This is a genomic window from Bradyrhizobium sp. WBOS07, assembly GCF_024585165.1.
GTDB classification, from domain to species: Bacteria; Pseudomonadota; Alphaproteobacteria; order Rhizobiales; family Xanthobacteraceae; genus Bradyrhizobium; species Bradyrhizobium japonicum_B.
In genome coordinates this window covers 3545303-3571507 of the sequence record NZ_CP029008.1, presented here as the reverse complement: position 1 = coordinate 3571507, position 26205 = coordinate 3545303, and the positions used below count along the sequence as shown (strand labels likewise).

The window sequence follows — 26205 nt, the reverse complement described above, 5'->3', positions numbered from 1 at the left end:
CGCAAGGGCCGGGTCTTTCTTGTTGGCCGGCACGTGATATAAAGAGCACATGAGCAAGGAGCAGGTAAAAGCCGTCCTGGATCGCGTTCTGACTTGGCCGCTCGAGCGCCAGGAGGATGCGGCGAAGATGCTGATGCTGATGGAGTCGCAGGACGAGAGCGTTTACCGGCTCACCGACGAGCAGGTCGAGGAGGTTCGCCGCCGCCGGTCGGATCCGAACGCGCGCCGTCTCACGCTCGATGAGTTCAAAGAGCGCCTCAAGCGCCGCCTCGGCGAATGAAAGTCGTCATTCACGAGTCGGCGGCTCGTGATCTCGATGAGATTGTTGACTGGATTTCCCAGGACAATCCCCCCGCAGCAGCGCGGGTAGCCGATCGCATCAGGGCGAAGATCGAGCGTCTTGCCGTTTTGGGCCTGCCCAACATCGGTCGTCCGGGCCAGCTTGAAGGAACGCGGGAGCTGGTGGAGGCTCCCTATATCATTGTCTACGCGGTCGATCAGCCAAATCAGCTGATCGACATATTGGCCATCGTTCATGGCGCCAGGGATCGCGAAATCTAGGCTCGACCCATGAGCTGGGCGGCGTTCGGGGTGCTTCCCTTTGCGGCAAAAAGGCTTAGAACGCTTCTATGCTGAGAGGCCCGCCAGGGCTCCAAAACCCCGAGATTCACCCATGAACGCCCCGACCGCCTTCCCCGACCAGTCCAAGCCCGTTCCCCCCTACAAGCACACCCCCCTGTTCCCGCTGGGCAAGGACGAAACGCCCTACAGGAAGATTTCGTCCGAGGGTGTCAGGGTCGAGAAGGTCCTGGGCAAGGACATGCTGGTGGTGTCGCGCGAGGCGCTGCGGGCGCTGTCGGAGGCGGCTTTCGGCGACATCAACCATTACCTGCGCCCCGGCCATCTGAAGCAGCTCCGTGCCATCCTTGAGGACGATGAGGCCAGCCCCAACGACAAGTTCGTCGCGCTGGACTTCCTGAAGAACGCCAACATCGCGGCCGGTGGCGTGCTGCCGATGTGCCAGGACACCGGCACCGCCATCATCATGGGCAAGAAGGGCTGCAACGTCATCACCGACGGTGACGACGAGGCGGCGCTGTCGGAAGGCGCGCGCGACGCTTACCTGCGCCGCAATCTGCGCTACTCACAGGTCGCGCCGCTCTCGATGTACGAGGAGAAGAACACCGCCAACAACATGCCGGCGCAGTGCGAGATCTACGCCGAAGGTGATGACGCCTACAAGTTCATGTTCATGGCGAAGGGCGGCGGCTCCGCCAACAAGAGCTTCCTGTTCCAGGCAACGCCGTCGGTGCTGACCAAGGACCGGCTGCTCGCGTTCCTGAAGGAGAAGATCCTGACGCTGGGCACTGCGGCGTGCCCGCCCTATCACCTCGCCATCGTGATCGGCGGCACCTCGGCCGAGCTGTGCATGAAGACGGTGAAGCTCGCCTCCGCGCGCTATCTTGACGCCCTGCCGACGCACGGCTCGCCTGACGGCAACGCCTTCCGCGACGTCGAGATGGAGAAGGAAATCCACAAGATGACGCAAAGCCTCGGCGTCGGCGCGCAGTTCGGCGGCAAGTATTTCTGCCACGACGTGCGCGTGATCCGCATGCCGCGTCATGGCGCATCGCTGCCGATCGGCCTTGGCGTGTCCTGCTCGGCCGACCGCCAGGTGCTCGGCAAGATCACCAGGGACGGCGTGTATCTCGAGGAGCTCGAGCATAACCCGGCGCAGTACCTGCCCCAGATCGAGCAGTCGCTCGGCGGCGAGGTCGTCAAGATCGACCTCAACCAGCCGATGAAGGATATTCTGGCGACGTTCTCGAAATATCCGATCAAGACCCGGGTCTCGATGACCGGCACCATGATCGTCGCGCGCGATAGCGCCCATGCCAAGCTGCGCGAGCGGCTGGAGAAGGGCGAGCCGCTGCCGGACTACTTCAAGAACCATCCGGTCTATTACGCCGGCCCCGCCAAGACGCCCGACGGCTACGCCTCCGGTGCGTTCGGTCCGACCACCGCGGGACGCATGGATTCCTTCGTCGACCAGTTCCAGGCTGCCGGCGGCTCGATGGTGATGGTGGCCAAGGGCAACCGCGCCCCCGCCGTGCGGGAAGCCTGCAAGAAATATGGCGGCTTCTATCTCGGCTCGATCGGCGGCGCTGCGGCGAACCTTGCCGAACACTGCATCAAGAAGGTCGAGGTGCTCGAATATCCCGAGCTCGGCATGGAAGCGATCTGGCGCATCGAAGTCGTCGACTTCCCCGCCTTCATCATCATCGACGACAAGGGCAACGACTTCTTCAAGGAGTTGAATCTGGGTTGAGGCGGCGTTCCCCGGATTCTGCGTGGGGTGAAATGCTGCGCTGCTGATCGGGGGGCGATCGGCGAGAGATGGGTCCCGACTCTGCGGAGCAGCGCTATGCGCTGCACCGCGTCCGGGACACGAGAGCGGTGCCCCAGGTGGCTCTATTGCGCTAGCTGCAATTCGTGACCTGGTTGGAGCACAGCGCGCGCCACCAGCCGCGCACGCCGTCGTGGCTCTCGACCAGACCCCAGAAGCCGCTGCAGGCGAGGAGGCGCTTGGGTCCGCCGTCGCCGTCGATCGGGCCGCCGAGCTCGCGCTGCGCCGGCATCCATTGAGCGTCGACGAAGGGGGCCTGGAACAGGCCGCCCGCGCGCGTGCCGCCATTGGCGTAGTTCGCGCCGACCTTGCTCGCTGCAACCCAGCCGCGACCGGCATAGGGCTTTGGCGCGTTGCGCGGATATCGCTTCTCGTCCTCGTAGTCCTTGCCAGGCGGGCTTGCGCCTTCGATCAGAAACCAGCCGTTCTTGAAGCCGATGATGCGGAATTCGGTGAGCCAGCCGCCGTCGGGCGTGTTCTCGGCGCCGCCCAGTTTGAGCCGGTAGGGGGGCGGCAGCGTGCCGAGCACGCGCGCCGTCGTTGACGGCTCGGCGCGCACGTTGAGCCCGTGTGGATCCTTGTCGATGGACCAGGCGCCGAGACTGCAGGGTTCGGTGCGATCGGGAAGCGTCGCGCGCTTTCCGGCAAGCTCTGCGTGCAGCTTGGCGAAGTCGCTGTCATCGCGATCGGGATCGCTGCGCGGCTTGATCTCGGCTGACAAGGCGCGTGTCGCATCCGGTGTCAGCGCGACGACGAGGGTCTGGCGTGCGGCGAACACGCTGGCCGGTGTCTTCGGATCATTCGAGGTTGCCGGGTAGACCGCGAGATAGCCGGTCGAGCCTTCGGTGCGATACGCAGTGCCGGCAACGTAGCCGGCGGGCACCATGGCGAGCGCGCTTGCGCGCCACGCCGGCCCGGTGTCGTCCGCGCGCGCCGCTTGCGTCGCGACGGACAGGATCGCCGCCGCGATGAGACGGAGCACGCGCATGATGGTGCGCAGCCTTACGCGCGTGAACCCGTGAACGGAAAGCTGCCCATCGGGCCGATGCCCATCTCGCCGCTCATGCCGTCGCCGGCGACGGTGCCGGTGAATTCGAGCGTAAGCGGCATCGGCTTGTCGATCGAGACCTTCCAGGAGACGTTGTCGCCGGAGACGGTGCCGTCGAAAATCTCGGCGGTATTACCTTCCGCGCCCTGCGTGCCCGTGAGCGTGCCGCCGGCGGCCTTCAGGCTCAGCGTCGCCTGGCGCTCGCCCATCGGCGTCGTCATGGTCAGATTCCAGTTGCCGTCTACGGCCATTCCCGTCTCCCGAACAGATTTCGGCGGTCCGCGACGATCCGCGGCCGTCCCAAGCCGAGCCTATAGCCCAACTCGCAGCTCCTGCCTAACCCTCGAATAGGGCATTTAGGCGCGGGCGGCGGCGCGCCGGCGGTTGGTGACGATCAGCCGCAGAACGAAGTACTGCACGGCAAAGGCCAGGATCTTGGCGCCGCCTGCGACCACCATGAGATAGAACGCCCACAGCTTCAGATCGCCGGTGGCGGCGACCGCCATCATGCCGGCGCCGATCACGAACATCAGCGCCGCCCAGGCATAGCCCGCAACGGTGACATATTCCGGAACGGTCTCGACGATGACGGGAGGCATGTAGCGCAGCATCCAGCCGCGCTTGAGCATGATCGCGCCGATCGCAAAATGTGCGATCGAGGGTTTTGCCAGCATGAAGCGCGGATCATTGGTCAGCAGCGTGATACCGCCCAGCACGACGACCAGAGCGAGGCTCGCATAGGTCATGTAGTGGAGCGGTTGTCCCTTGAGGCGCGCATAGATCACCTGCGCGATCGCGCCGGCAATCGCCACCGCCGTTGCGAGGATCACGTTGTCTGTGACGAGATAGACGGCCAGGAAGATGATAACGGAGAGGAGGTCGGAGGCGAGGCGGGCGAATACGTCCTTCATCGTCATTCCTGTTCAGCGGTCGCCGGCAAGGCGCGGACCGGCGCACCCTACTTGATCCGGCGATACCCGGCATATCACTTTGTGAGGACAGGCGCGCTGTTGCGAGATGGCGCAGGGACCCCATAAACCGACCGGAACGCCCAGGTCGGAACCCCGCAGCACGGGATGCGGAACCGCAATAACCGGAGCGGCGCGGTCAACCATCTCTTACAATGTCAAGACGACGTAAGCGACCTCCAGAAAATGAAGTGCTGCAGCGAGCTGGTCGGTCATCTCGTCGATCAATCCTGTCCAGGGCAGGGGCGGCAACATCGGGAGTGTGGCGGCAAGTAGAAAGCCGGCAGCGAGCAGGATGCCGCCTTCGAAGAATGTGAGGCTTCGCCGGCGTAGCCGTATCGCCAGGAATGCAAGTGCGGCGCCCGCCAGGGCGAGGACAGCGACGGATTGCGCGGCGATCGGGAGCTTGTGCATCGGGCCTCCTTGATGACGCGATATTCACGGGGATTCCGGGCTCGCGACCGCGTTGCGCCCCGCATTGACGAGGGCTACGCCGCCCCGACCCAATTGCCGTGAAAGCCATCGGGCACGCGGTGGCCGAGCTGCACCAGCGCGACGGGACCCGCCTCGACGTCGGTGGCGTTGAACACCGCGAGGTCGCTGCGGTTCTCTCGCGCCCGCCAGACCACCGCGAGCAGCCAGCCGTCGCCCTCGGCCGCATCCTTGGCGCGCTCGACGAACACGGGCTCGGAGATGGTGTCGCCGGCCGGCAGCAGATATTGGCCGAGCCGTCTGCCGTTGCCGTCGACATGGACGATGCCAGAGAGTGCGCCGAACATCGACAGTTTCGGATTGGCGCAGGCGTACCAGCCGTGACGGCTCTTCAGTCCGGCCCGGCGGTCGTCGATGCGTGGGAATTCGCCGGTGAGATCGTCGAGATAGGTCTGCTGGAAGCGGTCGGTATTGCCCGAGAGGTCGAAGGTCCAGCGGCAATGCCGGGCGCGCGACTTCTCCGGATCGGTCGGCCGGCCGTCGGGATGCGGAAACAGCGGCGCCTGCTCGAACTGCATGACGTCCGCGACGATGCGATTGTCGTCCTCCCACGCGTTCATGACGTGGAAGACGTAGCAGGCTTCGGCACGGAACCAGACGATGTCCTTTGCCGTGCCGCTGCGCTTCATTACGCCGACATAGGCGCCCTTGTCCGGCTCCCAAGCGTAGGGCGGCCGCCCGCTCATGGCGCGCTCCATGCTGCCGGTAATGGGGAGGATCGGAAACAGCACATGGTTCGCGGTGACGATGAAGTCGTGCACCATGCTGGCATAGGGCGCCTCGAACCGTTCGAAATGCGTCGCCTTGCCGGAGGCATCGACCGAACCGTAGGAGAGGGCAGGGGTCAACGGACCAGCGGCGTTGTAGCCGAAGAACACCAGCTCGCCGGTGATGGGATCGATCTTCGGGTGCGCCGTAAAGCTGCCGGCGACGCGGCCCTGATAGTTGTGATAACCGCGCGTCGCCAGCGTGCCCGGCTCGATCTCGGTCGGCAGATGCGCCTCTTCCAGCGCGAGCAGCTTGCCGGCGTGGAAGATGATGTTGGTGTTGGCGACGCCGCCGTCGGTGAGATCAGCCGGGGCATCCGGCAGCTTGCGGCCGAAGCCGCCGAACAAGGCGCGGCCGGCGTCGTGCTCGGCAAGCCATTTCGGCGTGCGAACCCAGCGGTTGCGATAGCTGGCGCGGCCGTTCTCGAGGTGGAAGGCGTGCAGCATGCCGTCGCCGACGAACCAATGCGCGCCGGGCGATTCGAATTGTGGGTTGGGGCCGTTGCGATAGAGCGTGCCGTTCAGTTCCCGCGGCAATTCGCCGATGATCTTGAGGAAAGGCGCATCGGCCTCGAACGGGATCGGTGCGATATTGTTGCGGCGCTCGGCGGTGGCGTCGTTCTGCACGGCATATCCCTCCCTATCTTTACATCGTAAAGATCAGATAGCGCCGATCGCCAGGTCGGTCAAGCGAAATCTTTACACTGTCAATATTGCGTCATATAGCTTGCAAATGGCCAAGACCGACACCAAGAGCGGAACCACGCGAGGCTCGCGCCCCCGCCGAAGCGCGACGCCGATTACTGCATCGCGACCGACGCGCCGCACGGCGAGCGCGAAGACCGAGACGCCATACCATCACGGCGCCTTGCGTGAAGCGCTGCTCCAGGCTGCCGAACGTGTGCTGGAGCGTGACGGGCTCGGCGGCCTGACCTTGCGGGCGGTGGCACGCGAGGCGGGCGTTTCGCACGCTGCGCCCACCCATCATTTCGGCGATCTCACCGGCCTCCTCAGCGAGCTTGCGGCCGTGGGCTTCCGGCAGTTCAACGCAGCGATGACCGCGTCCTGCGATGCCGCCACCACGCCGCTCGAAGCCGCGCTGGCGCGGCCGAAGGCCTATGTCGCCTACGCGCAGGCTCATCCCGGCATGTACGGCATCATGTTCCGCAGCGAACGTCTCGATTATTCGAGGCCCTCTCTGCACGAGGCGGCCGAAGCTTCCTTCGCGGGACTTGCGAATGCGATCGGCATGATGCGGCAGGAGCAGATTAGCGGCGACGCGCTGACGCTGAATCAGGGCGCCGCCATCGCACGCGCCTGGTCGATGGTGCACGGCTTCACCATGCTGCTGCTCGACGGCCGGCTCGAGGATATCCTCGAGCGGCTCCCCGAGGGGACCACGGCCGAACGGCTGCTCGAGGCGATGCTGACCGCGCCCATCACGAGCAAACCGCCCGGACACTGATCCATCAAGGATCAACGCAACCCTTGCCGTGATCAGGCGTTGACGCCGCATGGCAAGAACAGCACGCGCTCCCTGGAAACGCGCCAATCCCCGCAAACGGACAGGGAAGGTTTCCAAGCATCTCAGCCCCGCGCAGAAATCGGCGGCGAAAGCGCGCGCCCGCCGCGCCGGCCGCCGCTATCCCAACCTCGTGGACAACATGCGCATGGCAGCAAAGAAGACCTCCAGGAAGAAGGCCTCGAAGAAAGCTTCGAAATCGAAATCCTCGACAGCAAAGAAGACTTCCGCGAGGAAGACCCGCAAACGCACCGCGAAGAAGGCCAAGTCTCGCAAGCGCAGCGCATCCGCGCGCGAGAAGGATCCGCGCGGCGCCTGACCGCGGCGGGTCGCAAGGCGTTCGCGCGCAAGCAGGGCGCCGATTTGCGGCCCGGCGTCACCAAGAAAGAGTCGGAGATGACGCCGCAGGAGATGCGGCGGAAAGGAAGCTGGGCCGTGCGCTTCTATGGCCGCGCCAAGCTGCCGCCGCTGGTCGATGCAAGGGGGCGTCCGACCCGCCACGCGCTGTCGGCGCATGCCTGGGGCGAGCCGGTTCCGAAGACAGTCGCGGCGGCGCGGCGCATCGCTGCGAAAGGAGAGCGTCTGCTGGCGCGCTACCGGCGAGCCAAGTCGGGAGGCTAGCGCATCGTCGCCAATTCGACGGCGCGGCCGCGCGTGCCGATGATCTTCACCTCGTCCTTGCCGCAAGCGAAGCCGCGGGCGAAATCGTCCGCCGCCTTGCGCGCGAGCTCGTTGGCGGTGGGATTGGCGATGGCATCGACATAGGCGACGTGGCAGACCGGGCCGGGCGGCAGCCGGGTCACGACAAGCATGGCTTTGGTGTTGGGCCGTCCCTGCTTGTCGGGATCGCCGTTGTCGGCAATGTGCCAGCGCTGGATGATCGCGAACGGCTTTGCGCCCACTGCGCGCCATTCGATCGTGGTCTCCGACGAATTGAACGGCGCAAACCAGGCCTTGGCCGCCGGTTCCTCGGCCGCTTGCTTGCGATTGCGGCCGACCGAGACGATCTCGCGGAGATCGTCCTCGGCAACCAGCACCAGGAGGCCGTTCCTGCCCGGACATGTCCTCGTGGTGCTGCCGTCGAGCTCGCTCGCTTTGCCGATCTGGCGGCAATCTTTTGGCGCCGTCGAGGTGTAGGTGCTGCCCACGGATTGGGCGTCGGCGCAGGTCAGGCCGATGCAGGTCATCAGAACGGCAAGACCTATGCTGTTGTGGTTCATCATGAGGCTCCGCGGCAGTGGGAACTTGGTCCCATCAGACGTCTTGATTGTGGGCAAGGTTCAAACCGGAGCGGGATATACCTGACAGCGCCGCGGAATCGTTCTAGAAGAGCGGCTTCGCTTGGGCTTCTCCCGCCTCGTTCGCGTCCTCATTTTCTCGATCATGCCAGCCATCTCGAACAAACCTTATCGTGTCGGCCGCTCCAAGACCGGACTCGGCCTCTTCGCCACCAAGCCGATCAAGAAGGGCACCAGGATCATCCGCTATTTCGGACCGATCCTGGATTCGCGGATTCCAGCGCACGACGAGATCGAGAACAAGTACCTGTTCGAGCTCAACGGGCGCTGGACCATCGACGGGTCGGTGCGCAAGAATCTCGCCCGCTACATCAACCATTCCTGCCGGCCCAACGCCGAGTCCGACGTCCGGCCGCGCGAGCGCAAGGTGTTCATCCGCGCCATCAAGAACATCGAGCCCGGCGACGAGATCAACTACGATTACGGCACCGACTATTTCAAAGCCTATCTGAAGCCGATCGGCTGCAAGTGCGAGTCCTGCGAGAGGAAGCGCAAGAAGCTGCGCGCCGAGGCGCGGGCCGAACGTGCCAAGGTGAAGGCGCGCAGCGAGCGCAAGGCCGAGAAGGCGGGCGCGAAGGGCCTCAAGAACAAGGCGGCCAAGAAGAAGCTCAACGGTCACGCCGTCGGCAAGGCCCGCGCGCGGGCCTAGCCCCCATTCGTGCCCCGGACGCGGCGCAGCGACCCCGGCGATGCGAAGCATCGTCCGGTGCGGTGCGCCGCAGAACCGGGGTCCATTACAAATGGGTCCCGGCTCTGCGCCGCAACGCCGAAGCGTTGCAGCGCGTCCGGGACAAGAGCGGCCTTCACGCCGCCGCCACACTCCCGCTCTTCCGCAATCCCACATATTGCAGCTCGGCGAACACGCCGGTGGCGATCGCCTGCGCCACGACCATGAGCTCGCCGGCGAGGTTCGGCGACACTGCGCCGGAGAGCAGCAGCGCGATGCTGCCGACGGTCCAGGCGGCGTTGCCGACCACGACCAGCAGCACCAGCGCCTTCGCCACCGCGGCGCGCGAAGCGAGCCAGCCGACCAGCGCGGCGTAGCCGATCAGGAACAGGCCGGTCTCGCGCAGCAGCGCCTCGGGCAGGTTGAAGAGCGCAGCGAACGTGCTCGCGCCGAAGGTGAAGCCGAGGGCGGCGACGCCGCTGAAGACGGCATCGGCGAACAGGGCGCGGCGGAGGAAGGTGGATGCAACGATCATGGTAGGTCTCCTTGCTTGGGGTGGGGTGGAGCTCACTGCCGTCCGCGCCACCAGGCGCGGAGCAGGCGGGCGAGACGGTAGGGGCAGAGGCTTCTGCCGACGCCGTGCTCGAAGGCGATGACCTGTGCGACCACGTAATCGCCGGTCGAATGCACCAGCGGCTCGGGCATGTTGAGGCTGCGTGCCAGCATGCGGGTCGCGAGCGCCATGGCCCAGGGAACGAGGTGGTCTGCGATGGTCCGGTAGAGCAGCAGCGCGATCATAGTCATCTCCTGTTGCAACAGAAGATGCGCCGGCCCGCGGGCCAATTCGATTACCTCAGGGGTAAGGCAGGGCGCTATTCAGGGCACTGTGGGACGTTCGACGCAGCTCGCAATTGGCGTGAAATCGCGGTGGTCCGGGCTATGTCGAGGCGCCGAACAGCCGCCGCAATGCCGGCAGCCACTCGCCGGTCATCGTGAATTCGAGTCCGAGTCGGGCTCCGCAGGCGATCGCCAGCAGGGTGATCGGCGCCGAGACGGCGAGGGTCGAGAACGCGGTCAACCCTTGCCCGATCGTGCATCCCATCGACATGACGCCCCCGATGCCCATCAGGAGCGCGCCGGTCATGTGACGCTTCAATTCGCGGGCGTCGTCGCAGGCCTCCCAACGGAAGCCGCGCGCGAGCATCGCCGCGGCGAATGAGCCTGCCACCACGCCTGCGACGGAGCCGATGCCGAAATTCAGACGCGCCCCGGAGAAGGTCGCGATGTAGAGGATGGTGTCGCCGAGCGGCGCGACGAAGCTGAGCGAGGAGACGCGGACGGGATCGAACTCGTCATCGGCAAGCCAGCCGGTCGCGAACCAGCCGAATGCGACCGCGGCGCCGACGGCAAGGCCGGAGGCCAGCAGTCGGGGCGATCGCAGCAGCCTGCCGTCGGCGAGGGCCCAGACGGCGAGCGCCGTGGCGATCGACACGACGAGCAGCGCGCGCATCGCGCCTCCCGCGCCGAGAAGCGAGGTAAGCGTCTGGTCGGTGCCTGCGGAGAGCCGCAGAGACAACGGCTCGATCAGCATCACGCGCAACATGCCCGTGATGCCGCGCATGGTTGCGAGCGCCGAGAGGCCGAGCACGAGGAAGACCACGATGGCGCGCAGATCTCCTCCGCCGACGCGGACCAACGTGCCGAAGCCGCACGTGCCGACCAGCGCCATGCCGATGCCGAACATCAGCCCGCCCAGAATCGCACCGCCAAGCCCGATCGACGGTGTCAGGTAGATCGATCGCGACAGATCGACGATGCCGAATTCGGCCAGCGCCTGGGTCGCCAGCAGCGCCACGGCCGCGGCCAGCGCAAAGGATTTCAGCCGGCGCAAATCCGACCCGAAGAACGCATCCTCGAGCATCGCCAGTGTGCAAAATCGTCCCGCGCGACCCGCGACACCGAGCATGGCGCCGGCTGCAAGCCCGCATGCGAACGCTATGGTCGACGGGTTCAGCATTCCTCCCGGAGATGTTTGTTGTCCTTCCGGTCAGCTTGCGCCGGAGGGTTGCGGAAAGCCAGAGCGGATAATTACCGGCGCCGCCGGCGCACCGGCTCGCAGAACACGTCGTAGACGGCGGTCAATATCTTGCGGACGTCCTCGCTGGCGAGGCTGTAATAGATGGTCTTGCCGTCGCGGCGGGTGGTGACCAGACGGTCGAGCCGCAGCCGCGCGAGCTGCTGGGATACCGTCGATTGCCGCTCGCCGAGGAATTGCTCGAGCTCGGTCACCGACTTCTCGCCCTCGGCGAGGATGCAGAGCAGCAGCAAGCGGGATTCGTGCGACAGCGCCTTGAGCATGTCGCTCGCCTCGCGCGCCTTCTCGATCATCTGCTCGAGTTCGGCGGATCCCTCGATCTCCTTCAGCTTTGGCAACGGCATCGCGTCAAGTTCCTCATGGCATCTCTGGTCACGACCTGTCCGGCATCGATCCCGAACCGGTCAGGATGCGGTTCAGCAGGCCGAAGAAGAAGGTATCCCCCGGATAGCCGCGGATGCGGCCGATCTCCCGGCCCTCTTTTACCACGACGAAGGTCGGCGTGAAGGCACCCGGATCGATTCCGGCGAGATCGGCGGGCAGGGGGCGGCCGAGATCGACGCGGCGCAGCGGTGCGGCCTGGCTTTCCTCGGTCTTGCCGTAGATCGGCGCGATCTCGGAATCAAAGCGCGCACACCAGACGCAGCCGGCCCGCTCGAACATGACCAGCTCGGTCGCGCGGGACCCCGTCGCCGGCAGGGCGAGCGTGATTGCGGCCAGGAGCAATGCCAAGAGAAATGCGACGTGTCGGCTCATCCCGCGCGATGACCTCCGGACTTCGGGCCTCTAGCGGCCTCTGGACTTCCTCGGTTCTTTATATCATTAAATTCGCATACGTAATAGGTGGGAGGCAATGACCTTGGATGTCACGCTTGGGGCGGCCTTTGTCGCTGGCCTATTGTCGTTTCTGTCACCCTGCATCCTGCCGCTGGTCCCGCCGTTCCTGTGCTACATGGCCGGTGTCTCGGTCTCGGATCTCTCCGATGGGCAGCCGGCATTGCGGCCGCGCATCCTCGTTTCTGCATTGGCCTTCGTGGCCGGCTTCTCCCTGGTCTTCGTGGCGCTGGGCTCGACCGCCTCGATTGCGGGGCGCTTCATCTCCGCCCACATCTCGACGCTCGGCATCGTCGCGGGCGCCCTGATCGTCTTGATGGGTCTGCACTTTCTCGGCGTGCTCAGGATTCCGCTGCTGTATCGCAGCGCGACGCTGCAGGTCGAGAACCGGCCTGCCGGTGTTGCGGGCGCCTTCGTCATGGGTCTGGCGTTCGCGTTCGGCTGGACACCTTGTGCAGGTCCTATCCTCGCGGCCGTCCTGTTCATGGCGGGGTCCGAGGACACCACGGCGAGGGGAGCTCTGCTGCTGCTGTCCTATTCGGCAGGGACCGGCATTCCCTTCCTAATCGCTGCCGCTTTCACCGGTCGCTTCGTCGCCGCGCTCGGCCGTGCCCGCCGGCACCTGGCCTTGGTGGAGAAGACGATGGGCGCCTTTCTGGTTGCGACCGGATTGATGTTCCTGACCGGCTTGATGCCAGCCGTCTCGGAATGGCTGCTGCAGCATTTCCCTGCATTGACCAGCATCGGCTGACTATCACGGTTTCAGCCGAAGCGGAAATCGAGCAGCTGCGCGTAAGACTGCAGCTCGATCAGGTAGCGATGGACCAGCGGCCCGTCGCCGGCCATCGCCGCACGGGAGATTTCGGCGCTGCTGGCGATTGCTCCGTCAATCAGCCGACGGAACTCGCTCGTTTCAGCAACGTTCGCCCGGGCCCAATCGTTGCAACGTTGCAGACGGTCGCGCAACGCGCTTGCGCTGGCGATGGTAGCCTCGGCCCGTGCCGGGGCAGGGTGCTCGCCATAGTGCGTGGCCGCAACCCGCAGTCTGTCCATCGCGGGTGCGATCTCGAAGACGCAATCGGCGAGATCGTAGAGGCCGGATCGACGCCTGAGGTCGTGGAACGACCGGCGGAGCAGGAGCAGCTCTCGTCCGGCGGCGACAACGTCACCGTCATCGAGTGCCCGCGCGACCGCACCAAGCTGCTCGCTGCCGCGGCCGAGAAATTCCGTCAGCGCGGCAGGCATATAAGCGGGGCTGGGAGAGGGCGCATTTGTCGCGAGCTGCTTCCAGGCCGCTGTGGCCTCTTCGATCTCCATCTGAGCCAGCGCAATGTTTCCGGTCCGCGCATAGCTCGCGGCGCTGCGCAGATTGGCCCTGATCGGCTGCATCGCCGCTGCGAAATCGTTCACAGGGTCGCCCTCGGCGCCAAGGGCGAGCGCTCCGAAGGCCAGCCACGTCAACAGCACGATGATGCAGCGCAAGATGGGAAATCCTTGTTACATTCGAGTATTCGAATATTATAATGGAGCTGGCTCGACCCGCAATGTTGTCCAAGGTTGAAATTCCCGATGCATCTCCTCAGGCCGACGCGGCGAGATCTTCTGGCTCTGGCTCCGGCAGCCGCGATTGCCGCAAGCTGCCGCGTGGCCGTGGCCGAACCCGCGCTCGGAGACGACGGGCTCTATCACGAGCCCTGGTTTCTGCAGAGCTTTCTCGATCTGCGCGAAGATCTCGACAGCTCTGCCGCCAACGGCAAGCGCCTCGCCATCATGTGGGAGCTGCGCGGCTGTCCCTATTGCCGCGAAACGCATCTGGTGAATTTCGCCGATGCCGGCATTGCGAATTACATCCGCGAGAATTTCGAGGTGCTCCAGCTCAGTCTGATCGGATCCCGCAAGGTGACGGATTTCGACCGTCAGGAGCTGTCCGAGAAGGACCTTGCCCAGAAATACGGGATCAGGTTCACCCCGACGTTCCAGTTCTTTCCGCCTTCGTCCAGCGGCATCGAAAAGCGGGAGCCGATGGCGCGAGAAGTCGCGCGCGCGCCCGGCTATCTGAAGCCGCCGCATTTCCTCGCGATGTTTCGTTTCGTGCGGGAGCGCGCCTATGAGCGCGGCTCGTTCAAAGACTTCCTCGCCACAAGCGGCTAGTCCGACGCCGCGCGCAAATATGTCTTGACGCCGTCAAAGACATGATCATATCATAATAAATGAATGTGATGGATCGTCAGATCCGTCATGAACGAGGCGGGCGTCACCTCGCCATCCCTGGGGTAGGAAACATGCGGCGCTCGCTTGCGGCTGCGTTTGCTTGGTGTCTCACGATCGGAAGCGCCTGTGCGCAGGAGCCGATCAAGCTCGACGTCGTCGATGATTCTCTGCCGAAATCCCTGACCGGCGCGCCCGGCGACGCCGCCGCCGGCAAGAAGGTGTTCCTGACGCGCACGCTCGGCAATTGCCTGGCCTGCCATCAGGTCACCAGCCTGAAATCCCAGGAATTCCATGGCGAGTTCGGCCCGTCGCTCGACGGTGTCGCCGGCCGCTATAGCGAGGCGCAATTGCGCCTCATCATCGCCGACCCCAAGCGCATCTTCACCGGCACGGTCATGCCCGCGTTCTTCAAGAACGATGGGCTCAGCCGGGTGCGCCCGGAATTCGTCGGCAAGTCCATTCTGACGGCCGCGCAGGTCGAGGACGTCATCGCTTTTCTCAAGACGCTGAACTGACGGCGAGGAGGATCAGGAATGAAAGCCATCAATCGACGGCAGGCATTTGCACTCGGGGGCGGCTTCGTCATGCTGACCCTGATGCCCATGGCAGCCGATGCCGAGGTCTCGAACGACGCGGCGAAGTGGATCGAGAAGTTCACCGGCGGCAAGCAGCCGGCCAAGGGCAAGATTTCGCTCGATCTGCCGGAAATCGCGGAGAATGGCAACACCGTGCCGCTGTCGATCAACATCGACAGCCCGATGACCGCGGACTCCCACGTCAAGGACGTTCTGATCATCGCGGACGGCAACCCGAACGCGGGCGTGGCGACGCTGTCCTTCACGCCGCTGTCGGGCAAGGCGGAAGCCTCGATCCGGATCCGGCTCGCGTCCACGCAGAACGTGGTTGCGATCGCTAAGATGAGCGACGGTTCGCTGTTCACGGAGCAGAAGACCGTCAAGGTCACCATCGGCGGCTGCGGCGGCTAAGGGCTTAGGAGAAGACAGATGGCAGAAAAGCCGCGCATCAAGCTTCCGAAGGAAGCCGCCAAGGGCGAGGTCATCCAGATCAAGACCCTGGTTTCGCACGTGATGGAATCGGGCCAGCGCAAGGATGCGCAGGGCAAGCCCATTCCGCGCAAGATCATCAACAAGTTCGCCTGCGAGTTCAACGGCAAGCCGGTGTTCGGCTGCGTGCTGGAGCCGGCGATCTCGGCCAACCCCTACATCCAGTTCGACGCCAGGATCGACGAGGCCGGCACGTTCAAGTTCTCCTGGACGGACGACGACGGCACGGTGATCACGGCCGAAGAGAAGATCGCGCTCAAGGCATGATGCGCATCGCGCATTGAGGGAGGCTCGAATGGCGCCACGATACACAGGGTTGGCCGCTGCGATCGTGGCCGCTGCATCGGTTGCGACGCTCGCATCCGCGGAGGAGGCCGAGCGCAAGGGCATCGCGGCGCCGCCCGACCACGTCTTCAAGACCATCATTTCCGGCTACGAGTTCCGCAGCAAGGAGACCCGTGCGCTGCAGGACGACGATCTGGAAAATCCGGGATTCCTCGCCGTGGAGCGCGCCGCGGAGGCTTGGAAGAAGGTCGAGGGCAGCGAGGGCAAGTCGTGCATGAGCTGCCATGGCGAGGCCGCGACCAGCATGAAGGGCGTCGGCGCCGCCATGCCGAAATGGGACGACAAGCTCAAGAAGCCGGTCAATCTCGAGCAGCGCATCAACATCTGCCGCAGCGAGCAGATGAAGGCGGAACCCTGGAAATTCAAATCCCGGGAGCTGACTGACATGACCGCCTTCGTGCGCTACCAATCGCACGGCATGAAGGTCGCGGTGAAGACCGACGGGCCGATGTCGCCCTGGTTCGAGCGCGGCAAGCAGATCTATTACACGCGCTACGGCCAGCTCGATCTGGCCTGCGAATCCTGCCACGAGCGCAACAACGGCAAGTTCATGCGCGCCGATTTCCTGAGCCAGGGCCAGACCAACGGCTTTCCGACCTATCGGCTGCGCGACCAGCGCCTGGTGCCGCTGCATGAGCGTTTCGAAGGCTGCATGTTCGACGTGCGCGCCGAGCCGTTCAAGCCGCTCTCGGACGAGTTCTTGGCGCTCGAGCTCTATGTGGCCTGGCGCGGCATCGGGTTGCCGGTCGAGACGCCGTCGGTGCGCAACTGAAACGATGAGCTTGCAGGAGTCTTGCGCATGATCTCTCGCCGCGAGTTCATTCAGGTCGCCGCGGCAACGGCGGCCCTCTCGAGCGGTGTCGGCTCCGGCCTGACCCGGGCGGTCGCCCAGCAGCGCCTGACCGAGAAGGAATTGCTGGCATTCGAGCCGCTCGGCAACGTCACGCTGGTGCACGTGACCGATATCCACGGTCAGCTGATGCCGCTCTATTTCCGCGAGCCCTCGACCAATCTCGGAGTGGGCGAGGCCAAGGGCCTTCCGCCACACGTCACCGGCAAGGAGTTCTTGACGCGGTTCGGGATCGCGCCCGGCTCGTCGGCGGCCTACGCCCTGACGTCGGAGGATTTCGAGGCGCTGGCCAAGAGCTATGGCCGGATCGGCGGTCTCGATCGCGCCGCGACCGTGATCAAGTCGATCCGCGCCGAGCGCGGCGACAAGGTCGCGCTGCTCGACGGCGGCGACACCTGGCAGGGCTCGTGGTCGTCGCTGAAGACGCGCGGCCAGGACATGATCGACTGCATGGCTCTGCTGAAACCGGACGCCATGACCGGTCATTGGGAGTTCACCTACGGGACCGAGCGGGTCAAGCAGGCCATCGAAGGCCTCGGCTTCCCATTCCTCGGCCTCAATATCCGCGACACCGAATGGAACGAGGCGGCGTTCGAGGCCTCGACCATGATCGAGCGCGGCGGCGTCAAGATCGCGATGCTGGGCCAGGCCTTCCCCTATACACCGGTCGCCAATCCGCGCTGGATGATTCCGACCTGGTCGTTCGGCGTGCGCGAGGAGGACGTGCAGGCGCAGGTCGACAAGGCGCGCAAGGGCGGCGCGCAGCTCGTCGTGCTGCTCTCCCACAACGGCTTCGACGTCGACCGCAAGCTCGCGAGCCGCGTCAAGGGCCTAGACGTCATCCTGACCGGACATACCCATGACGCGCTGCCCGAGGCCGTCAAGGTCGGCAAGACCCTGCTGATCGCGTCGGGCTCGTCCGGAAAGTTCGTCTCGCGGCTCGATCTCGACGTCCGCGACGGCGAGGTGAAAGCTTACAGGTATAAGCTCATTCCGCTGTTCTCCGACGTGATCGCGGCGGACGCCGAGATGGCGGCCAAGATTGCCGAGGTGCGCAAGCCGTTCGCGTCCGATCTCGCCAAGGTGCTCGGCAGGACCGACTCGCTGCTCTACCGGCGCGGAAATTTCAACGGCACGTTCGACGATTTGATCTGCCAGGCGCTGCTGCAGGAGCGCGACGCCGAGATCGCGCTGTCGCCCGGCTTCCGCTGGGGCACCAGCGTGCTGCCGGGGCAGGACATCACCTTCGAGGACGTCACCAACGCGACCGCGATCACCTATCCTGCGGTCTACCGCATGGGCATGACCGGCGCGCGGCTGAAGGAGATCATCGAGGACGTCGCCGACAATCTGTTCAACATCGATCCCTACTACCAGCAGGGCGGCGACATGGTGCGGATCGGCGGACTGTCCTACGCGATAGACGTCACCAAGCCGCAGGGGCAACGCATCTCGGACATGCAGATGGCCAAGACCGGCGCGCCGATCGATCCCGCCAGGGAATACCAGGTTGCGGGCTGGGCCAGCGTCAACGAAGGAACCGAGGGTCCGCCGATCTGGGACGTCGTCGCGAACTACCTGACGCGACAGAAAACCGTTCGGCTCGAACCCAACCGGGCCGTCAAAGTTACCGGAGCGTGAGAAGCGATGTCGAAGATGGACAGTTCCCGCCAATCCCGACGCAACTTCCTGGCCGCTGGGGCCGGTGTTGCCGCATCGGTGCTCGCCAAGCCCGCTCTTGCGGGCGGCGGCAATCCCGCCAATCAGCCGCCCAACGTGCCGGAATGGACCAGGTCGCTCGGCGAGGGCGTCGCCGTGCGTCCGTATGGCAAGCCGTCGAAATTCGAGAAGGACGTGGTGCGGCGCGACGTCGAATGGCTGACCGCCTCGCGCGAATCCTCGGTGAGCTTCACGCCGCTGCACGAGCTCGAAGGCATCATCACCCCGAACGGGCTCTGCTTCGAGCGGCATCACGGCGGTATTGCCGAGGTCGATCCGGCTGATCATCGCCTGATGATCCACGGGCTCGTGGAGCGTCCGTTGATCCTCACGCTGGAGGAGCTGAAGCGCTACCCGCGCGTCAACCGCATCCACTTCATGGAATGCGCGGCGAATTCGGGCATGGAATGGCGCGGCGCCCAGCTCAACGGCTGCCAGTTCACCCACGGCATGATCCACTGCGTGCAGTACACCGGCGTGTCGCTGCGCACGCTGCTGGAGGAAGCCGGCGTCAAGACCAACGGAAAGTGGCTGCTGGTCGAGGGCGCCGATGCCGCCGCGATGGATCGCAGCCTGCCGATCGAGAAGGCCCTCGACGACTGCATCATCGCCTACAAGATGAACGGCGAGGCGCTCTATCCCGAGCAGGGCTATCCGATGCGCCTCGTGGTGCCGGGCTGGCAGGGCAATCTCTGGGTCAAGTGGCTGCGCCGCATCAAGGTCGGTGACCAACCCTGGCACACCCGCGAGGAGACGTCCAAATACACGGACCTCATGCCGAACGGCAAGGCGCGCCGCTTCACCTGGTCGATGGACGCCAAGTCCGTGATCACGAGCCCGAGCCCGCAGGCGCCGATCCGGCACGGCAAGGGCTTCACCATCGTCTCCGGCCTCGCCTGGAGCGGCAACGGCAAGGTCAAGCGCGTGGATGTCTCGCTCGACGGCGGCCGCAATTGGTGGCCGGCGCGGCTCGACGGGCCGGTGCTCGACAAGGCGTTGACGCGCTTTTACTACGAATTCGACTGGAACGGCGATCCGTTGCTGCTGCAATCGCGCGTGCAGGACGAAACCGGATACGTGCAGCCGAGCAAGGCCGAGCTGCGCAAGATCCGCGGCGTCAACTCCATCTATCACAACAATGGCATCCAGACCTGGCATGTGCAGGCCAATGGTGAGGTCGAGAATGTCGAAGTCGCTTAAGCTCATGACAGCCGCGCTGCTCGCCTGCGCGCTCGGCGCGCCGGCGCTCGCGCAGCAGAAGGCGGACGCCAAGGGCGGGCCGCGCTATCACATCGGCCGCGCGCCGACCGCAGACGAGATCCGCGGCTGGGACATCGACGTGCGGCCCGACGGCCAGGGCCTGCCAGAAGGCAAGGGCACAGCCGCCCAGGGCGAGAAGCTGTTCATGGACAATTGCGCGAGCTGCCACGGCGAGTTCGGCGAGGGCAGCGGCCGCTGGCCTGTGCTGGCCGGCGGCAAGGGCTCGCTCACGAGCGACAATCCGGTCAAGACGGTGGGCTCGTACTGGCCCTACGCCTCCACCGTGTTCGACTACGTCAGGCACGCCATGCCCTATGGCAACACGGGGTCGCTGTCCGTCGACGAATATTATGCGCTGGTCGCCTACGTCCTCTATCTGAACGACGTGGTCACCGATCAGAATCTCGAGCTGAACAAGAAGACCCTTGCCACGATCAAGATGCCGAACGAGCAGGGCTTCGTGATGGACGATCGCGCCAGCAGCGAGAAGGCGTTCTGGCAGAAGGATCCCTGCATGAAGAACTGCATCGCTCCGGTGAAGATCACCGGGCGCGCTGCCGCCATCGACGTGACGCCCGAGGACGGCAAGGACAAGAAGTCGCGGGGCGTGGAGTGAGACACGGCCGGGCGAGCCGCCGCACGCTGCTGCATGCGGCTCTCGCTGTCGGCTCGCTCATCGCAATCTTTCCGGCCGCGGCCGAGGCCGCTGAGCCTCACAGGCTCGCGCTGCAGATCAGCGACGACGACCCGGTCAAGATGCGCGCCGTCCTCGATGTCGCCGCCAACGTCTCCCGGCATTATTCCGGACAGGGCGAGGACGTCGAGATTGCAGTGGTCGCCTTCAATGGCGGTCTCGACATGCTGCTCGAGGATCGTTCGCCGGTGAGGGAGCGCCTGGTGAATTTCCTGAAATCGATGCCCAATGTGAGCTTCATCGCCTGCGGCAACACGCTGGAGACGCTGGCGGCGAAGGAGGGCAGGCGGCCTCCGCTGCTCGAAGGCATCAGCGTCGCCCAGGTCGGGGTTGCCGCGCTGATGGATCTTGCCGAAAAAAACTGGACGATTGTCCGGCCGTAGGGAGATAGCCGACGATGCGATGGTTGATGGGACTGGCTATCGTGCTTGTATTCGCGGGGCCCGCAGGTGCGGCCGAGCAGGAGCTCGAACTGTTGGTCGAGGGCCGCACGACGCTCGCGACACTGCGCACGCCAGCCTCGATGGGGCCGGACACACCGCTCGTCGTGATGACCCACGGCACGCTTGCGCACAAGGACATGGAGGTCGTTCAAGGTATTGCCAAGGCGCTGGAGCAGCGCGGCATCGCCTCGCTCGCGCATACGCTGTCGCTGGGAGCCGATCGCCGCAAGGGCATGTATGATTGCGCGGTGCGACATGACTATGTCGCCGAGGATGCGATCGCCGAGATCGGTGCCTGGGTTGCGCGAGCGAAAGGCGTGTCCCGGCTCGTCTTCGCGTTCGGCCATTCGCGCGGCGGCAACCAGGTCGCGCGCTATCTCGCAGCAAGCGAGACGCCAGTGGCGGGTGCGGTGCTGCTGGCGCCCGTGACCGCAAAGGCGGAGGCCGATTTGCGCGCCGCCTACGCGAAGACCTATGGCAAGCCGCTCGAGCCGTTGCTGGAGGGGGCGACGAAGGCGGTCGCGGCCGGGCGCGGCGGGGAGTGGCTGGACGTGCCCGGCTTCATCTATTGCCGCAACGCCGTGGTCACCGCGCGGGCCTTCGCGTCTTTCTATGCCGCCGATGCCGGCCAGGACACGGCCGCCCTCGTGGCCCGCGCGAAGCTGCCGGTGCTGGTGTTCGCCGCGACCAAGGACACGGTCGTGCCTGATGTGGCCGCGTCCTTCGCGCCGCTGGCCGCTTCGAGCGGCGGCAGGGTTCAGCTCGACACAATCGAGGATGCCGATCACTTCTTTCGCGATCTGTTTGCGGAAGACGTCGCCGACCGCATCGCCGAGTTCATCAAGCAGACACGATAGGAGGGACGCCATGCAGCGTCGATCCATGCTTCGCGCCGGCCTTGCCGGACTATTCGGCGTCTTCGCGGTGCGCCAGGCGTCCGCGGCGACGGAAACGCCCGCGCGGCAGCGCGTGGCCTATCATCTCGCGGATGCCGATCGTGTCGTCTTCGTTCTGGGCAATCTCCAGAACCATGTCGACGGCGTCGGTGGGCCCGGCAAGGCCGACATCAGGCTGGTCGTGCATGGGCCGGCCCTGCGGGCCTTCCACGCGCTTGCGGCCCAGGATCACACCGTTGCGATGATGACGAAGCTCGTCGCTGCCGGCGTCGGCTTCGACGCTTGCGCCAACACGATGAAGGCGCAGGGCGTCAAGCTGGACGACCTCACGCCCGGCTTCGTTGTCGCCGAGAAAGGCGGCGTGGTGCGGCTCGTCGAGCTGCAACAGCAGGGATTTGCCTATCTGCGTCCCTGAGCGGGCGTAGGCCGCGCCCTGGGCTTGATCTCGCTCATACAGCGCGGCCGCGCCTGGCGATAGATTGGCAAGTTCAGGGCATACCGAGGCGGCCGTGCTGACGACACTCATCGATCTCATGGGAGAAGACCGGCTGTCATGGCTGGGCGGCCTCCTGGTCGGCGGTCTCTTTGGATTCTTCGCCCAGCGCAGCCGCTTCTGCCTGCGCGCGGCCGCCGTCGAATTCTCCCGTGGCGAGGGTGGACCGCGCCTTGCGGTGTGGCTGTTGACCTTTGCTGCGGCGCTGCTGGGCACGCAAGTGCTGGTCGCGCTCGGCTGGCTCGACGTCTCCGAAGCGCGCCAGCTCGCGCAGCAGGGCAGCATCTCCGGTGCGCTGGCCGGCGGGGTGATGTTCGGCTGCGGCATGATCCTGGCTCGCGGCTGCGCCAGCCGGCTGCTCGTGCTCTCGGCCAACGGCAATCTCAGGGCGCTGCTGTCGGGATTGGTGTTCGCGGTCGCCGCTCAGGCCTCCTATCGCGGCTTGCTGTCGCCTGCGCGCGAGTGGGTGACCAATCTGTGGCTGGTCGACGGCGGCCCGTCGCGCGACATCATGGCGATGTTCGGCGCCGGCACGCCCGAGAAGCTCGCTTTCGGCGGCGTGTGGCTGATTGCGGGGCTGTCCTTTGCCTTTCGCAGCCGGCTGCCGCGCCAGCTGATCCTTTCCGCGCTCGCAGCCGGAGCGGCTGTGGTCGCCGGCTGGCTCTTCACCTACCAGCTGTCGCAGGCCTCGTTCGCGCCGGTGACGTTGAAGAGCCTCACCTTCAGCGGACCGTCGGCCGAACTGCTGATGCTGGTCCTGAACAGCTCGCAGCTGCGGCTCGGCTTCGACCTCGGCATCATTCCGGGCGTGTTCCTCGGCTCATTTGTGGCGGCAGCCCATGCGGGTGAGCTGAAGCTGGAAGGATTCTCGGACGGGCTCGGCATGCGCCGTTACCTGCTCGGCGCGGTGCTGATGGGATTCGGCGCCATGCTTGCCGGCGGCTGCGCGGTCGGCGCCGGCGTGACCGGCGCCTCGGTCTTCGCGCTCACCGCCTGGCTCGTGCTCGGCGGCATGTGGCTGGGGGCGGGTCTCACGGATTTGATCGTCGACCGCGCCGGCATGCCGCAAGCCCAACCGGCGACGGGCTCGCCGGCGCCGGGCACCTGAATTACTGTATAGGGGATGGGCGCGTCCGAGTTACAAGGGGACGGAATCATGACCTCGCAGGTAATGGAAGGGCCGTCACCTGCATGCTAGATTTTCGGTCATGAACGCACATGCATCCACGGCACGTACCGAGCGCAGCCAACCAGTCCATATCGGCGATCATTTGCGCGAATGGCGGCAGCGCCGCCGCATGAGCCAGCTCGATCTCGCGGGCGAGGCCGAAATCTCGGCGCGTCACCTGAGCTTCGTCGAGACCGGCCGCGCGGCGCCCTCGCGCGACATGGTGCTGAGGCTCGCCGAACGCCTCGACGTGCCCTTGCGCGAACGCAACGTGCTGCTGGTCGCGGCCGGCTATGCGCCGGCCTTCCAGCAGCGGCCCCTGGAGGATCCTGCCTTGAAATCAGCCCGCCAGGCGATCGATCTCGTGCTCAAAGCCCATGAGCCCAATCCGGCGCTGGCCGTGGACCGGCACTGGAACCTGGTGTCGGCCAACCGCATGGTGGCGCCGCTGCTCGACGGCATTCCCCAGCGGCTGCTCGGCCAGCCCTTGAACGTGCTGCGGCTCGCCTTCCATCCCGAGGCGCTGGCACCGCGCACGGTCAATCTCGCGGAATGGTGCGGGCACCTCCTGGAGCGGCTGCACCGGCAATGCGAGGCGACGGCCGATCCTGAATTGATCAAGCTCTACAGCGACCTCAAGAGCTATCCGATCCCGGCGCGCGCGGGGCCGCTGTCGAGCGACAATGTCGCGATCCCCTTCAAGCTGCGTCACCAGGGCGAAATCCTGAGCTTCTTCTCCACCACCATGGTGTTCGGCACGCCGGTCGACATCACGCTGTCGGAGCTGGCGCTGGAAACCTTCTTCCCGGCGGACGAGCGCACCGGCCAACGGCTGAAGCAGATGGCGGCCGGGCTGTCATAGCGGCGTTTACAGATGGTAGCCGCCCTGGCCGCGAGTATCCCGGCGGGCCGGAGCCATCACGATAACCGCAGAGGTGCAGTCCCGAGCCATGCGGGACGGGTGCCTTGCGCCGTCTCCGGTTCGGCTTATCTTCCGGCGAACCCGTGACCCGCCCGAAGGAGGCGCCTGACATGAGCACGCTGAAACCGCTCCAGATCGACGTCGTCTCCGACGTGGTGTGCCCCTGGTGCTATATCGGCAAGCACCGGATCGAGAGCGCGCTGGCGCTGGTGCCCGACGTCCCGGTCAAGCTCAATTTCCGCCCGTTCTTCCTCAATCCATGGGTGCCGCGCGAGGGCATCAGCCGCGAGGCCTATCTCACCCAGAAGTTCGGCTCGGTCGAAGCCTACAAGGGCATTGCCGGGCGCGTCGTTGCGGCCGCAAGCGAGGAGGGCCTCGTCTACAAGCCCGAGCTGGTCGCGCGTCAACCCAACACCACCGACTGCCATCGTCTCATCCTGTGGGCGGAAGCGATCGGCAAGGCGCCCGAGATGAAGCAGCGCCTGATGGAGCTGTATTTCCGCGACGGCGGCGATCTCACCGATGTGAACGTGCTGGTGCAGGCGGCCGCCGATGTCGGCCTCGATGCCGAGGACGTGCGCAGGCGTCTCGCCACCGACGAGGACGTCGCGCGCGTCTCGGCGGACGCCCAGGAGGCCGCCGAGAAGGGCATCTCCGGCGTGCCAACCTATGTCTTCGCGCAGAAATACGCGGTCTCCGGCGCGCAGGATCCGAAGCTACTCGCCCGCGCCATCCGCCAGGTCTCGGCGGAGATCAACGCGGAGGCGGCGGAGTAGCGCTCGCTTATTTGCGGAGGCGGCGAACCAGGCGTCGCGCGGTCTCGTGCGCGGTGATGAGGCCGACCAGTACTCCGTGAATGAGCGCCACGACCGGATCGTGCCGCCGCAGCGGGATCAGCACGTCGCCGACCGCAAAGCGTCCCCGCCAGATCGGGTTGATCATGGGGTGGTCGGCGCTCGCGGTCGAATCGGCGCTGGCGATGGCGGCATCGGCGCAGAGATGGCGGGTGAGCTCGAGCGTGAGCTGCACGCCCGGCGAATATCTGGCAAAGCGCTCGTCGATGCCGAGCTTGAAGAAGAAGGCGCGATCCTGGTGGCGCAGCACGATGCCGGCCGCGACCGGCATCGTGCCGGCGCGAAGCGTGATGATCTCGCACTGCGCGGTCTCCGCCAGCGCCGGGACGGCGCGGCGAATGAAGGCCGCATCGCCGGCATGCTGGACCAGCGCGGTACCGCGCTCGCCTTTCCAGCCGCTGGCTTCCAGCTGCAGGAACGTTTCGAGCGCCGGCCCGATCTCGTCGGGCCGGCGCGCGATCTCGAACGTAACGGGGCCGTGCTCTTCGAGCCGATGGCGCAGGCGGCGCAGCTCCTTGAGCTTCTTCGCTCCGAGCGCGTCGCGCAACAGCGTTTCGTCGTCTTGCGTCGCATCGAGGCTGGCGCGGAGATAGGAGGACAGCAACCGCGGCTTCAGGCCGTCGCGGCTCAAGGCCTGCTCGAGCGCCTTCATCGCGGCACCGTCGAGCGCGACGTCGTTCAGCACGAGCGCGTGCGCACCGGCCTTGCGCGCCTGCTGCAACAGCCGCGTGGCTGCCGCGATCGGAGCGTCGCGATCGATCAGCGGGCTGCACAACGTGCCGTAGGGATGCGCGCTCACCAGCGCGGGCAGGGGGATTCTCCAGGCTCGCCACAGCGAGATCACGGGCATCAGGCCGATCAGCCGCGTCGAAGAGCCGTCGAATGCAGGCAATGCCGAAGCGTCCATGCGGCCGCGCGCGGTGGCGCTGACGGCGAGCTCCCAGGCGGGCAGGTAATATCCGTTCGGCTCGATCGCCCGCTGCGCGAGTGCGCGCCATTGACCGGCGTCGATCGCAACGAGCGGGACGCGCGCCGCCATGGCATCCTGTGTGGATGCCGGATGAATCGCCGCCTGCTGCGCGATGTCGATCACGTCCCCTCGTCCCGTTCACGCGGGCAAGTGCCGCGTCACGGGGCCATGCTTAGCGCAAAGATTGGAAAATACCGTTGGCGCGCCGTTTCAATTCG

At 65.6% G+C, this 26205-nt stretch carries 34 protein-coding genes; 21 read left to right on the top strand and 13 right to left on the bottom strand.

Annotated features, from left to right (window positions below; genetic code table 11):
- Window positions 1-49: 49 nt before the first annotated feature.
- The 3 genes from DCM79_RS17165 to DCM79_RS17155 all read left to right on the top strand — a co-directional run bounded on the left by DCM79_RS17165 (window position 50) and on the right by DCM79_RS17155 (window position 2329).
- Window positions 50-280 (top strand): hypothetical protein, encoded by a 231-nt coding sequence (locus tag DCM79_RS17165; RefSeq protein ID WP_257175490.1) that lies wholly within the window; start codon window positions 50-52, stop codon window positions 278-280.
- Window positions 277-561 carry a type II toxin-antitoxin system RelE/ParE family toxin gene (locus DCM79_RS17160; protein ID WP_257175489.1) on the top strand — a complete coding sequence of 95 codons (285 nt, stop codon included), beginning with the start codon at window positions 277-279 and terminating at the stop codon, window positions 559-561. Before DCM79_RS17165 ends, DCM79_RS17160 begins: the two co-directional genes overlap by 4 nt.
- A 112-nt stretch (window positions 562-673) precedes the next feature.
- Window positions 674-2329, top strand: a complete 1656-nt coding sequence (locus tag DCM79_RS17155; RefSeq protein ID WP_257175488.1) for a fumarate hydratase — start codon at window positions 674-676, stop codon at window positions 2327-2329.
- Between the two features lie 151 nt (window positions 2330-2480).
- Here the strand turns inward: DCM79_RS17155 and DCM79_RS17150 are convergent, their stop codons facing one another.
- The 5 genes from DCM79_RS17150 to DCM79_RS17130 form a co-directional block, all read right to left on the bottom strand.
- A complete protein-coding gene (locus DCM79_RS17150) occupies window positions 2481-3395 on the bottom strand; it encodes an SH3 domain-containing protein (protein WP_257175487.1) in 915 nt (304 codons plus the stop codon).
- Between the two features lie 14 nt (window positions 3396-3409).
- Window positions 3410-3706, bottom strand: coding sequence for a hypothetical protein (locus DCM79_RS17145; protein WP_257175486.1), 297 nt, complete (start codon window positions 3704-3706; stop codon window positions 3410-3412).
- Between the two features lie 105 nt (window positions 3707-3811).
- Window positions 3812-4366 (bottom strand): inner membrane-spanning protein YciB, encoded by a 555-nt coding sequence (locus DCM79_RS17140; RefSeq protein ID WP_257175485.1) that lies wholly within the window; start codon window positions 4364-4366, stop codon window positions 3812-3814.
- Between the two features lie 207 nt (window positions 4367-4573).
- The gene (locus tag DCM79_RS17135) at window positions 4574-4837 is read right to left on the bottom strand and encodes a hypothetical protein (RefSeq protein ID WP_257175484.1); all 264 of its coding nucleotides are present in this window, start codon (window positions 4835-4837) and stop codon (window positions 4574-4576) included.
- 74 nt (window positions 4838-4911) lie between these two features.
- The gene (locus tag DCM79_RS17130) at window positions 4912-6309 is read right to left on the bottom strand and encodes a carotenoid oxygenase family protein (RefSeq protein ID WP_257175483.1); all 1398 of its coding nucleotides are present in this window, start codon (window positions 6307-6309) and stop codon (window positions 4912-4914) included.
- 106 nt (window positions 6310-6415) lie between these two features.
- Here DCM79_RS17130 and DCM79_RS17125 point away from each other — a divergent pair, with 106 nt between their 5' ends.
- Together DCM79_RS17125 and DCM79_RS17120 are read left to right on the top strand one after the other, a co-directional pair.
- Window positions 6416-7147: a TetR/AcrR family transcriptional regulator gene (locus DCM79_RS17125; protein ID WP_257175482.1), complete on the top strand. Its 732-nt coding sequence runs from the start codon at window positions 6416-6418 to the stop codon at window positions 7145-7147.
- Between the two features lie 39 nt (window positions 7148-7186).
- Complete coding sequence (locus DCM79_RS17120; protein WP_257175481.1) at window positions 7187-7825, top strand: DUF6321 domain-containing protein; 639 nt, start codon at window positions 7187-7189, stop codon at window positions 7823-7825.
- On the opposite strand, the gene DCM79_RS17115 is transcribed toward DCM79_RS17120, so the two are convergent.
- Window positions 7822-8427, bottom strand: a complete 606-nt coding sequence (locus DCM79_RS17115; RefSeq protein ID WP_373568080.1) for a hypothetical protein — start codon at window positions 8425-8427, stop codon at window positions 7822-7824. The two genes, DCM79_RS17120 and DCM79_RS17115, sit on opposite strands and share 4 nt — an antisense overlap.
- Window positions 8428-8587: 160 nt before the next feature.
- Here DCM79_RS17115 and DCM79_RS17110 point away from each other — a divergent pair, with 160 nt between their 5' ends.
- Window positions 8588-9151: an SET domain-containing protein gene (locus DCM79_RS17110; protein ID WP_257175480.1), complete on the top strand. Its 564-nt coding sequence runs from the start codon at window positions 8588-8590 to the stop codon at window positions 9149-9151.
- Between the two features lie 154 nt (window positions 9152-9305).
- On the opposite strand, the gene DCM79_RS17105 is transcribed toward DCM79_RS17110, so the two are convergent.
- From DCM79_RS17105 to DCM79_RS17085, 5 genes are all read right to left on the bottom strand, one after another.
- Complete coding sequence (locus tag DCM79_RS17105) at window positions 9306-9704, bottom strand: hypothetical protein (protein WP_257175479.1); 399 nt, start codon at window positions 9702-9704, stop codon at window positions 9306-9308.
- A 32-nt stretch (window positions 9705-9736) separates the two neighbouring features.
- Complete coding sequence (locus tag DCM79_RS17100; RefSeq protein ID WP_257175478.1) at window positions 9737-9967, bottom strand: hypothetical protein; 231 nt, start codon at window positions 9965-9967, stop codon at window positions 9737-9739.
- A gap of 139 nt (window positions 9968-10106) precedes the next feature.
- Window positions 10107-11186: a YeeE/YedE family protein gene (locus DCM79_RS17095; RefSeq protein ID WP_257175477.1), complete on the bottom strand. Its 1080-nt coding sequence runs from the start codon at window positions 11184-11186 to the stop codon at window positions 10107-10109.
- Window positions 11187-11257: 71 nt separating this feature from the next.
- The gene (locus DCM79_RS17090) at window positions 11258-11608 is read right to left on the bottom strand and encodes a metalloregulator ArsR/SmtB family transcription factor (protein WP_028137430.1); all 351 of its coding nucleotides are present in this window, start codon (window positions 11606-11608) and stop codon (window positions 11258-11260) included.
- Between the two features lie 28 nt (window positions 11609-11636).
- Window positions 11637-12020 (bottom strand): thioredoxin, encoded by a 384-nt coding sequence (locus tag DCM79_RS17085; protein ID WP_257175476.1) that lies wholly within the window; start codon window positions 12018-12020, stop codon window positions 11637-11639.
- A gap of 97 nt (window positions 12021-12117) precedes the next feature.
- Between DCM79_RS17085 and DCM79_RS17080 the strand changes: the two genes are divergently transcribed.
- A complete protein-coding gene (locus tag DCM79_RS17080; protein ID WP_028137428.1) occupies window positions 12118-12849 on the top strand; it encodes a cytochrome c biogenesis CcdA family protein in 732 nt (243 codons plus the stop codon).
- 11 nt (window positions 12850-12860) lie between these two features.
- On the opposite strand, the gene DCM79_RS17075 is transcribed toward DCM79_RS17080, so the two are convergent.
- The gene (locus tag DCM79_RS17075) at window positions 12861-13580 is read right to left on the bottom strand and encodes a hypothetical protein (protein WP_257175475.1); all 720 of its coding nucleotides are present in this window, start codon (window positions 13578-13580) and stop codon (window positions 12861-12863) included.
- A gap of 87 nt (window positions 13581-13667) precedes the next feature.
- Here DCM79_RS17075 and DCM79_RS17070 point away from each other — a divergent pair, with 87 nt between their 5' ends.
- From DCM79_RS17070 to DCM79_RS17005, 14 genes are all read left to right on the top strand, one after another.
- Window positions 13668-14249, top strand: a complete 582-nt coding sequence (locus tag DCM79_RS17070) for a thioredoxin family protein (protein WP_257175474.1) — start codon at window positions 13668-13670, stop codon at window positions 14247-14249.
- 131 nt (window positions 14250-14380) lie between these two features.
- Window positions 14381-14824, top strand: coding sequence for a sulfur oxidation c-type cytochrome SoxX (gene soxX, locus DCM79_RS17065; protein ID WP_257175473.1), 444 nt, complete (start codon window positions 14381-14383; stop codon window positions 14822-14824).
- 18 nt (window positions 14825-14842) lie between these two features.
- Entirely contained in the window at window positions 14843-15295 is a 453-nt protein-coding gene (gene soxY / locus DCM79_RS17060; protein ID WP_257175472.1) for a thiosulfate oxidation carrier protein SoxY, read from the top strand.
- An 18-nt stretch (window positions 15296-15313) separates the two neighbouring features.
- Entirely contained in the window at window positions 15314-15640 is a 327-nt protein-coding gene (gene soxZ, locus DCM79_RS17055) for a thiosulfate oxidation carrier complex protein SoxZ (protein WP_257175471.1), read from the top strand.
- Between the two features lie 28 nt (window positions 15641-15668).
- A complete protein-coding gene (gene soxA, locus DCM79_RS17050) occupies window positions 15669-16490 on the top strand; it encodes a sulfur oxidation c-type cytochrome SoxA (protein ID WP_257175470.1) in 822 nt (273 codons plus the stop codon).
- A gap of 27 nt (window positions 16491-16517) precedes the next feature.
- On the top strand, window positions 16518-18209 hold the full coding sequence (soxB, locus tag DCM79_RS17045; protein WP_257175469.1) for a thiosulfohydrolase SoxB: 1692 nt from the start codon (window positions 16518-16520) through the stop codon (window positions 18207-18209).
- 6 nt (window positions 18210-18215) lie between these two features.
- Window positions 18216-19487 carry a sulfite dehydrogenase gene (gene soxC, locus DCM79_RS17040; RefSeq protein ID WP_028137420.1) on the top strand — a complete coding sequence of 424 codons (1272 nt, stop codon included), beginning with the start codon at window positions 18216-18218 and terminating at the stop codon, window positions 19485-19487.
- On the top strand, window positions 19471-20163 hold the full coding sequence (locus tag DCM79_RS17035) for a c-type cytochrome (RefSeq protein WP_257175468.1): 693 nt from the start codon (window positions 19471-19473) through the stop codon (window positions 20161-20163). Before soxC ends, DCM79_RS17035 begins: the two co-directional genes overlap by 17 nt.
- Entirely contained in the window at window positions 20160-20624 is a 465-nt protein-coding gene (locus DCM79_RS17030) for a hypothetical protein (RefSeq protein WP_373568079.1), read from the top strand. The genes DCM79_RS17035 and DCM79_RS17030 overlap by 4 nt, the downstream gene beginning before the upstream one ends.
- Before the next feature lie 14 nt (window positions 20625-20638).
- Window positions 20639-21541: an alpha/beta hydrolase gene (locus tag DCM79_RS17025; RefSeq protein ID WP_257175467.1), complete on the top strand. Its 903-nt coding sequence runs from the start codon at window positions 20639-20641 to the stop codon at window positions 21539-21541.
- A 10-nt stretch (window positions 21542-21551) separates the two neighbouring features.
- A complete protein-coding gene (locus tag DCM79_RS17020; protein ID WP_257175466.1) occupies window positions 21552-21995 on the top strand; it encodes a DsrE family protein in 444 nt (147 codons plus the stop codon).
- Between the two features lie 94 nt (window positions 21996-22089).
- A complete protein-coding gene (locus DCM79_RS17015) occupies window positions 22090-23181 on the top strand; it encodes a YeeE/YedE family protein (RefSeq protein ID WP_257175465.1) in 1092 nt (363 codons plus the stop codon).
- 100 nt (window positions 23182-23281) lie between these two features.
- Window positions 23282-24103: a helix-turn-helix domain-containing protein gene (locus tag DCM79_RS17010; protein ID WP_257175464.1), complete on the top strand. Its 822-nt coding sequence runs from the start codon at window positions 23282-23284 to the stop codon at window positions 24101-24103.
- 170 nt (window positions 24104-24273) lie between these two features.
- Window positions 24274-24939 carry a DsbA family oxidoreductase gene (locus DCM79_RS17005; RefSeq protein WP_257175463.1) on the top strand — a complete coding sequence of 222 codons (666 nt, stop codon included), beginning with the start codon at window positions 24274-24276 and terminating at the stop codon, window positions 24937-24939.
- A gap of 7 nt (window positions 24940-24946) precedes the next feature.
- On the opposite strand, the gene DCM79_RS17000 is transcribed toward DCM79_RS17005, so the two are convergent.
- Window positions 24947-26110: a GNAT family N-acetyltransferase gene (locus DCM79_RS17000; RefSeq protein ID WP_257175462.1), complete on the bottom strand. Its 1164-nt coding sequence runs from the start codon at window positions 26108-26110 to the stop codon at window positions 24947-24949.
- Window positions 26111-26205 lie beyond the last annotated feature (95 nt).

Excerpts from the sequence above, each read along its gene's own strand:
- DCM79_RS17165 (WP_257175490.1), top strand. The coding sequence starts at position 50 with ATGAGCAAGGAGCAGGTAAAAGCCGTCCTGGATCGCGTTCTGACTTGG.
- DCM79_RS17160 (WP_257175489.1), top strand. The coding sequence starts at position 277 with ATGAAAGTCGTCATTCACGAGTCGGCGGCTCGTGATCTCGATGAGATT.
- DCM79_RS17155 (WP_257175488.1), top strand. The coding sequence starts at position 674 with ATGAACGCCCCGACCGCCTTCCCCGACCAGTCCAAGCCCGTTCCCCCC.
- DCM79_RS17150 (WP_257175487.1), bottom strand. The coding sequence starts at position 3,395 with ATGCGCGTGCTCCGTCTCATCGCGGCGGCGATCCTGTCCGTCGCGACG.
- DCM79_RS17145 (WP_257175486.1), bottom strand. The coding sequence starts at position 3,706 with ATGGCCGTAGACGGCAACTGGAATCTGACCATGACGACGCCGATGGGC.
- DCM79_RS17140 (WP_257175485.1), bottom strand. The coding sequence starts at position 4,366 with ATGAAGGACGTATTCGCCCGCCTCGCCTCCGACCTCCTCTCCGTTATC.
- DCM79_RS17135 (WP_257175484.1), bottom strand. The coding sequence starts at position 4,837 with ATGCACAAGCTCCCGATCGCCGCGCAATCCGTCGCTGTCCTCGCCCTG.
- DCM79_RS17125 (WP_257175482.1), top strand. The coding sequence starts at position 6,416 with ATGGCCAAGACCGACACCAAGAGCGGAACCACGCGAGGCTCGCGCCCC.
- DCM79_RS17115 (WP_373568080.1), bottom strand. The coding sequence starts at position 8,427 with ATGATGAACCACAACAGCATAGGTCTTGCCGTTCTGATGACCTGCATC.
- DCM79_RS17110 (WP_257175480.1), top strand. The coding sequence starts at position 8,588 with ATGCCAGCCATCTCGAACAAACCTTATCGTGTCGGCCGCTCCAAGACC.
- DCM79_RS17105 (WP_257175479.1), bottom strand. The coding sequence starts at position 9,704 with ATGATCGTTGCATCCACCTTCCTCCGCCGCGCCCTGTTCGCCGATGCC.
- DCM79_RS17100 (WP_257175478.1), bottom strand. The coding sequence starts at position 9,967 with ATGATCGCGCTGCTGCTCTACCGGACCATCGCAGACCACCTCGTTCCC.
- DCM79_RS17095 (WP_257175477.1), bottom strand. The coding sequence starts at position 11,186 with ATGCTGAACCCGTCGACCATAGCGTTCGCATGCGGGCTTGCAGCCGGC.
- DCM79_RS17090 (WP_028137430.1), bottom strand. The coding sequence starts at position 11,608 with ATGCCGTTGCCAAAGCTGAAGGAGATCGAGGGATCCGCCGAACTCGAG.
- DCM79_RS17085 (WP_257175476.1), bottom strand. The coding sequence starts at position 12,020 with ATGAGCCGACACGTCGCATTTCTCTTGGCATTGCTCCTGGCCGCAATC.
- DCM79_RS17080 (WP_028137428.1), top strand. The coding sequence starts at position 12,118 with ATGACCTTGGATGTCACGCTTGGGGCGGCCTTTGTCGCTGGCCTATTG.
- DCM79_RS17070 (WP_257175474.1), top strand. The coding sequence starts at position 13,668 with ATGCATCTCCTCAGGCCGACGCGGCGAGATCTTCTGGCTCTGGCTCCG.
- soxX (WP_257175473.1), top strand. The coding sequence starts at position 14,381 with ATGCGGCGCTCGCTTGCGGCTGCGTTTGCTTGGTGTCTCACGATCGGA.
- soxY (WP_257175472.1), top strand. The coding sequence starts at position 14,843 with ATGAAAGCCATCAATCGACGGCAGGCATTTGCACTCGGGGGCGGCTTC.
- soxZ (WP_257175471.1), top strand. The coding sequence starts at position 15,314 with ATGGCAGAAAAGCCGCGCATCAAGCTTCCGAAGGAAGCCGCCAAGGGC.
- soxA (WP_257175470.1), top strand. The coding sequence starts at position 15,669 with ATGGCGCCACGATACACAGGGTTGGCCGCTGCGATCGTGGCCGCTGCA.
- soxB (WP_257175469.1), top strand. The coding sequence starts at position 16,518 with ATGATCTCTCGCCGCGAGTTCATTCAGGTCGCCGCGGCAACGGCGGCC.
- soxC (WP_028137420.1), top strand. The coding sequence starts at position 18,216 with ATGTCGAAGATGGACAGTTCCCGCCAATCCCGACGCAACTTCCTGGCC.
- DCM79_RS17035 (WP_257175468.1), top strand. The coding sequence starts at position 19,471 with ATGTCGAAGTCGCTTAAGCTCATGACAGCCGCGCTGCTCGCCTGCGCG.
- DCM79_RS17025 (WP_257175467.1), top strand. The coding sequence starts at position 20,639 with ATGCGATGGTTGATGGGACTGGCTATCGTGCTTGTATTCGCGGGGCCC.
- DCM79_RS17020 (WP_257175466.1), top strand. The coding sequence starts at position 21,552 with ATGCAGCGTCGATCCATGCTTCGCGCCGGCCTTGCCGGACTATTCGGC.
- DCM79_RS17010 (WP_257175464.1), top strand. The coding sequence starts at position 23,282 with ATGAACGCACATGCATCCACGGCACGTACCGAGCGCAGCCAACCAGTC.
- DCM79_RS17005 (WP_257175463.1), top strand. The coding sequence starts at position 24,274 with ATGAGCACGCTGAAACCGCTCCAGATCGACGTCGTCTCCGACGTGGTG.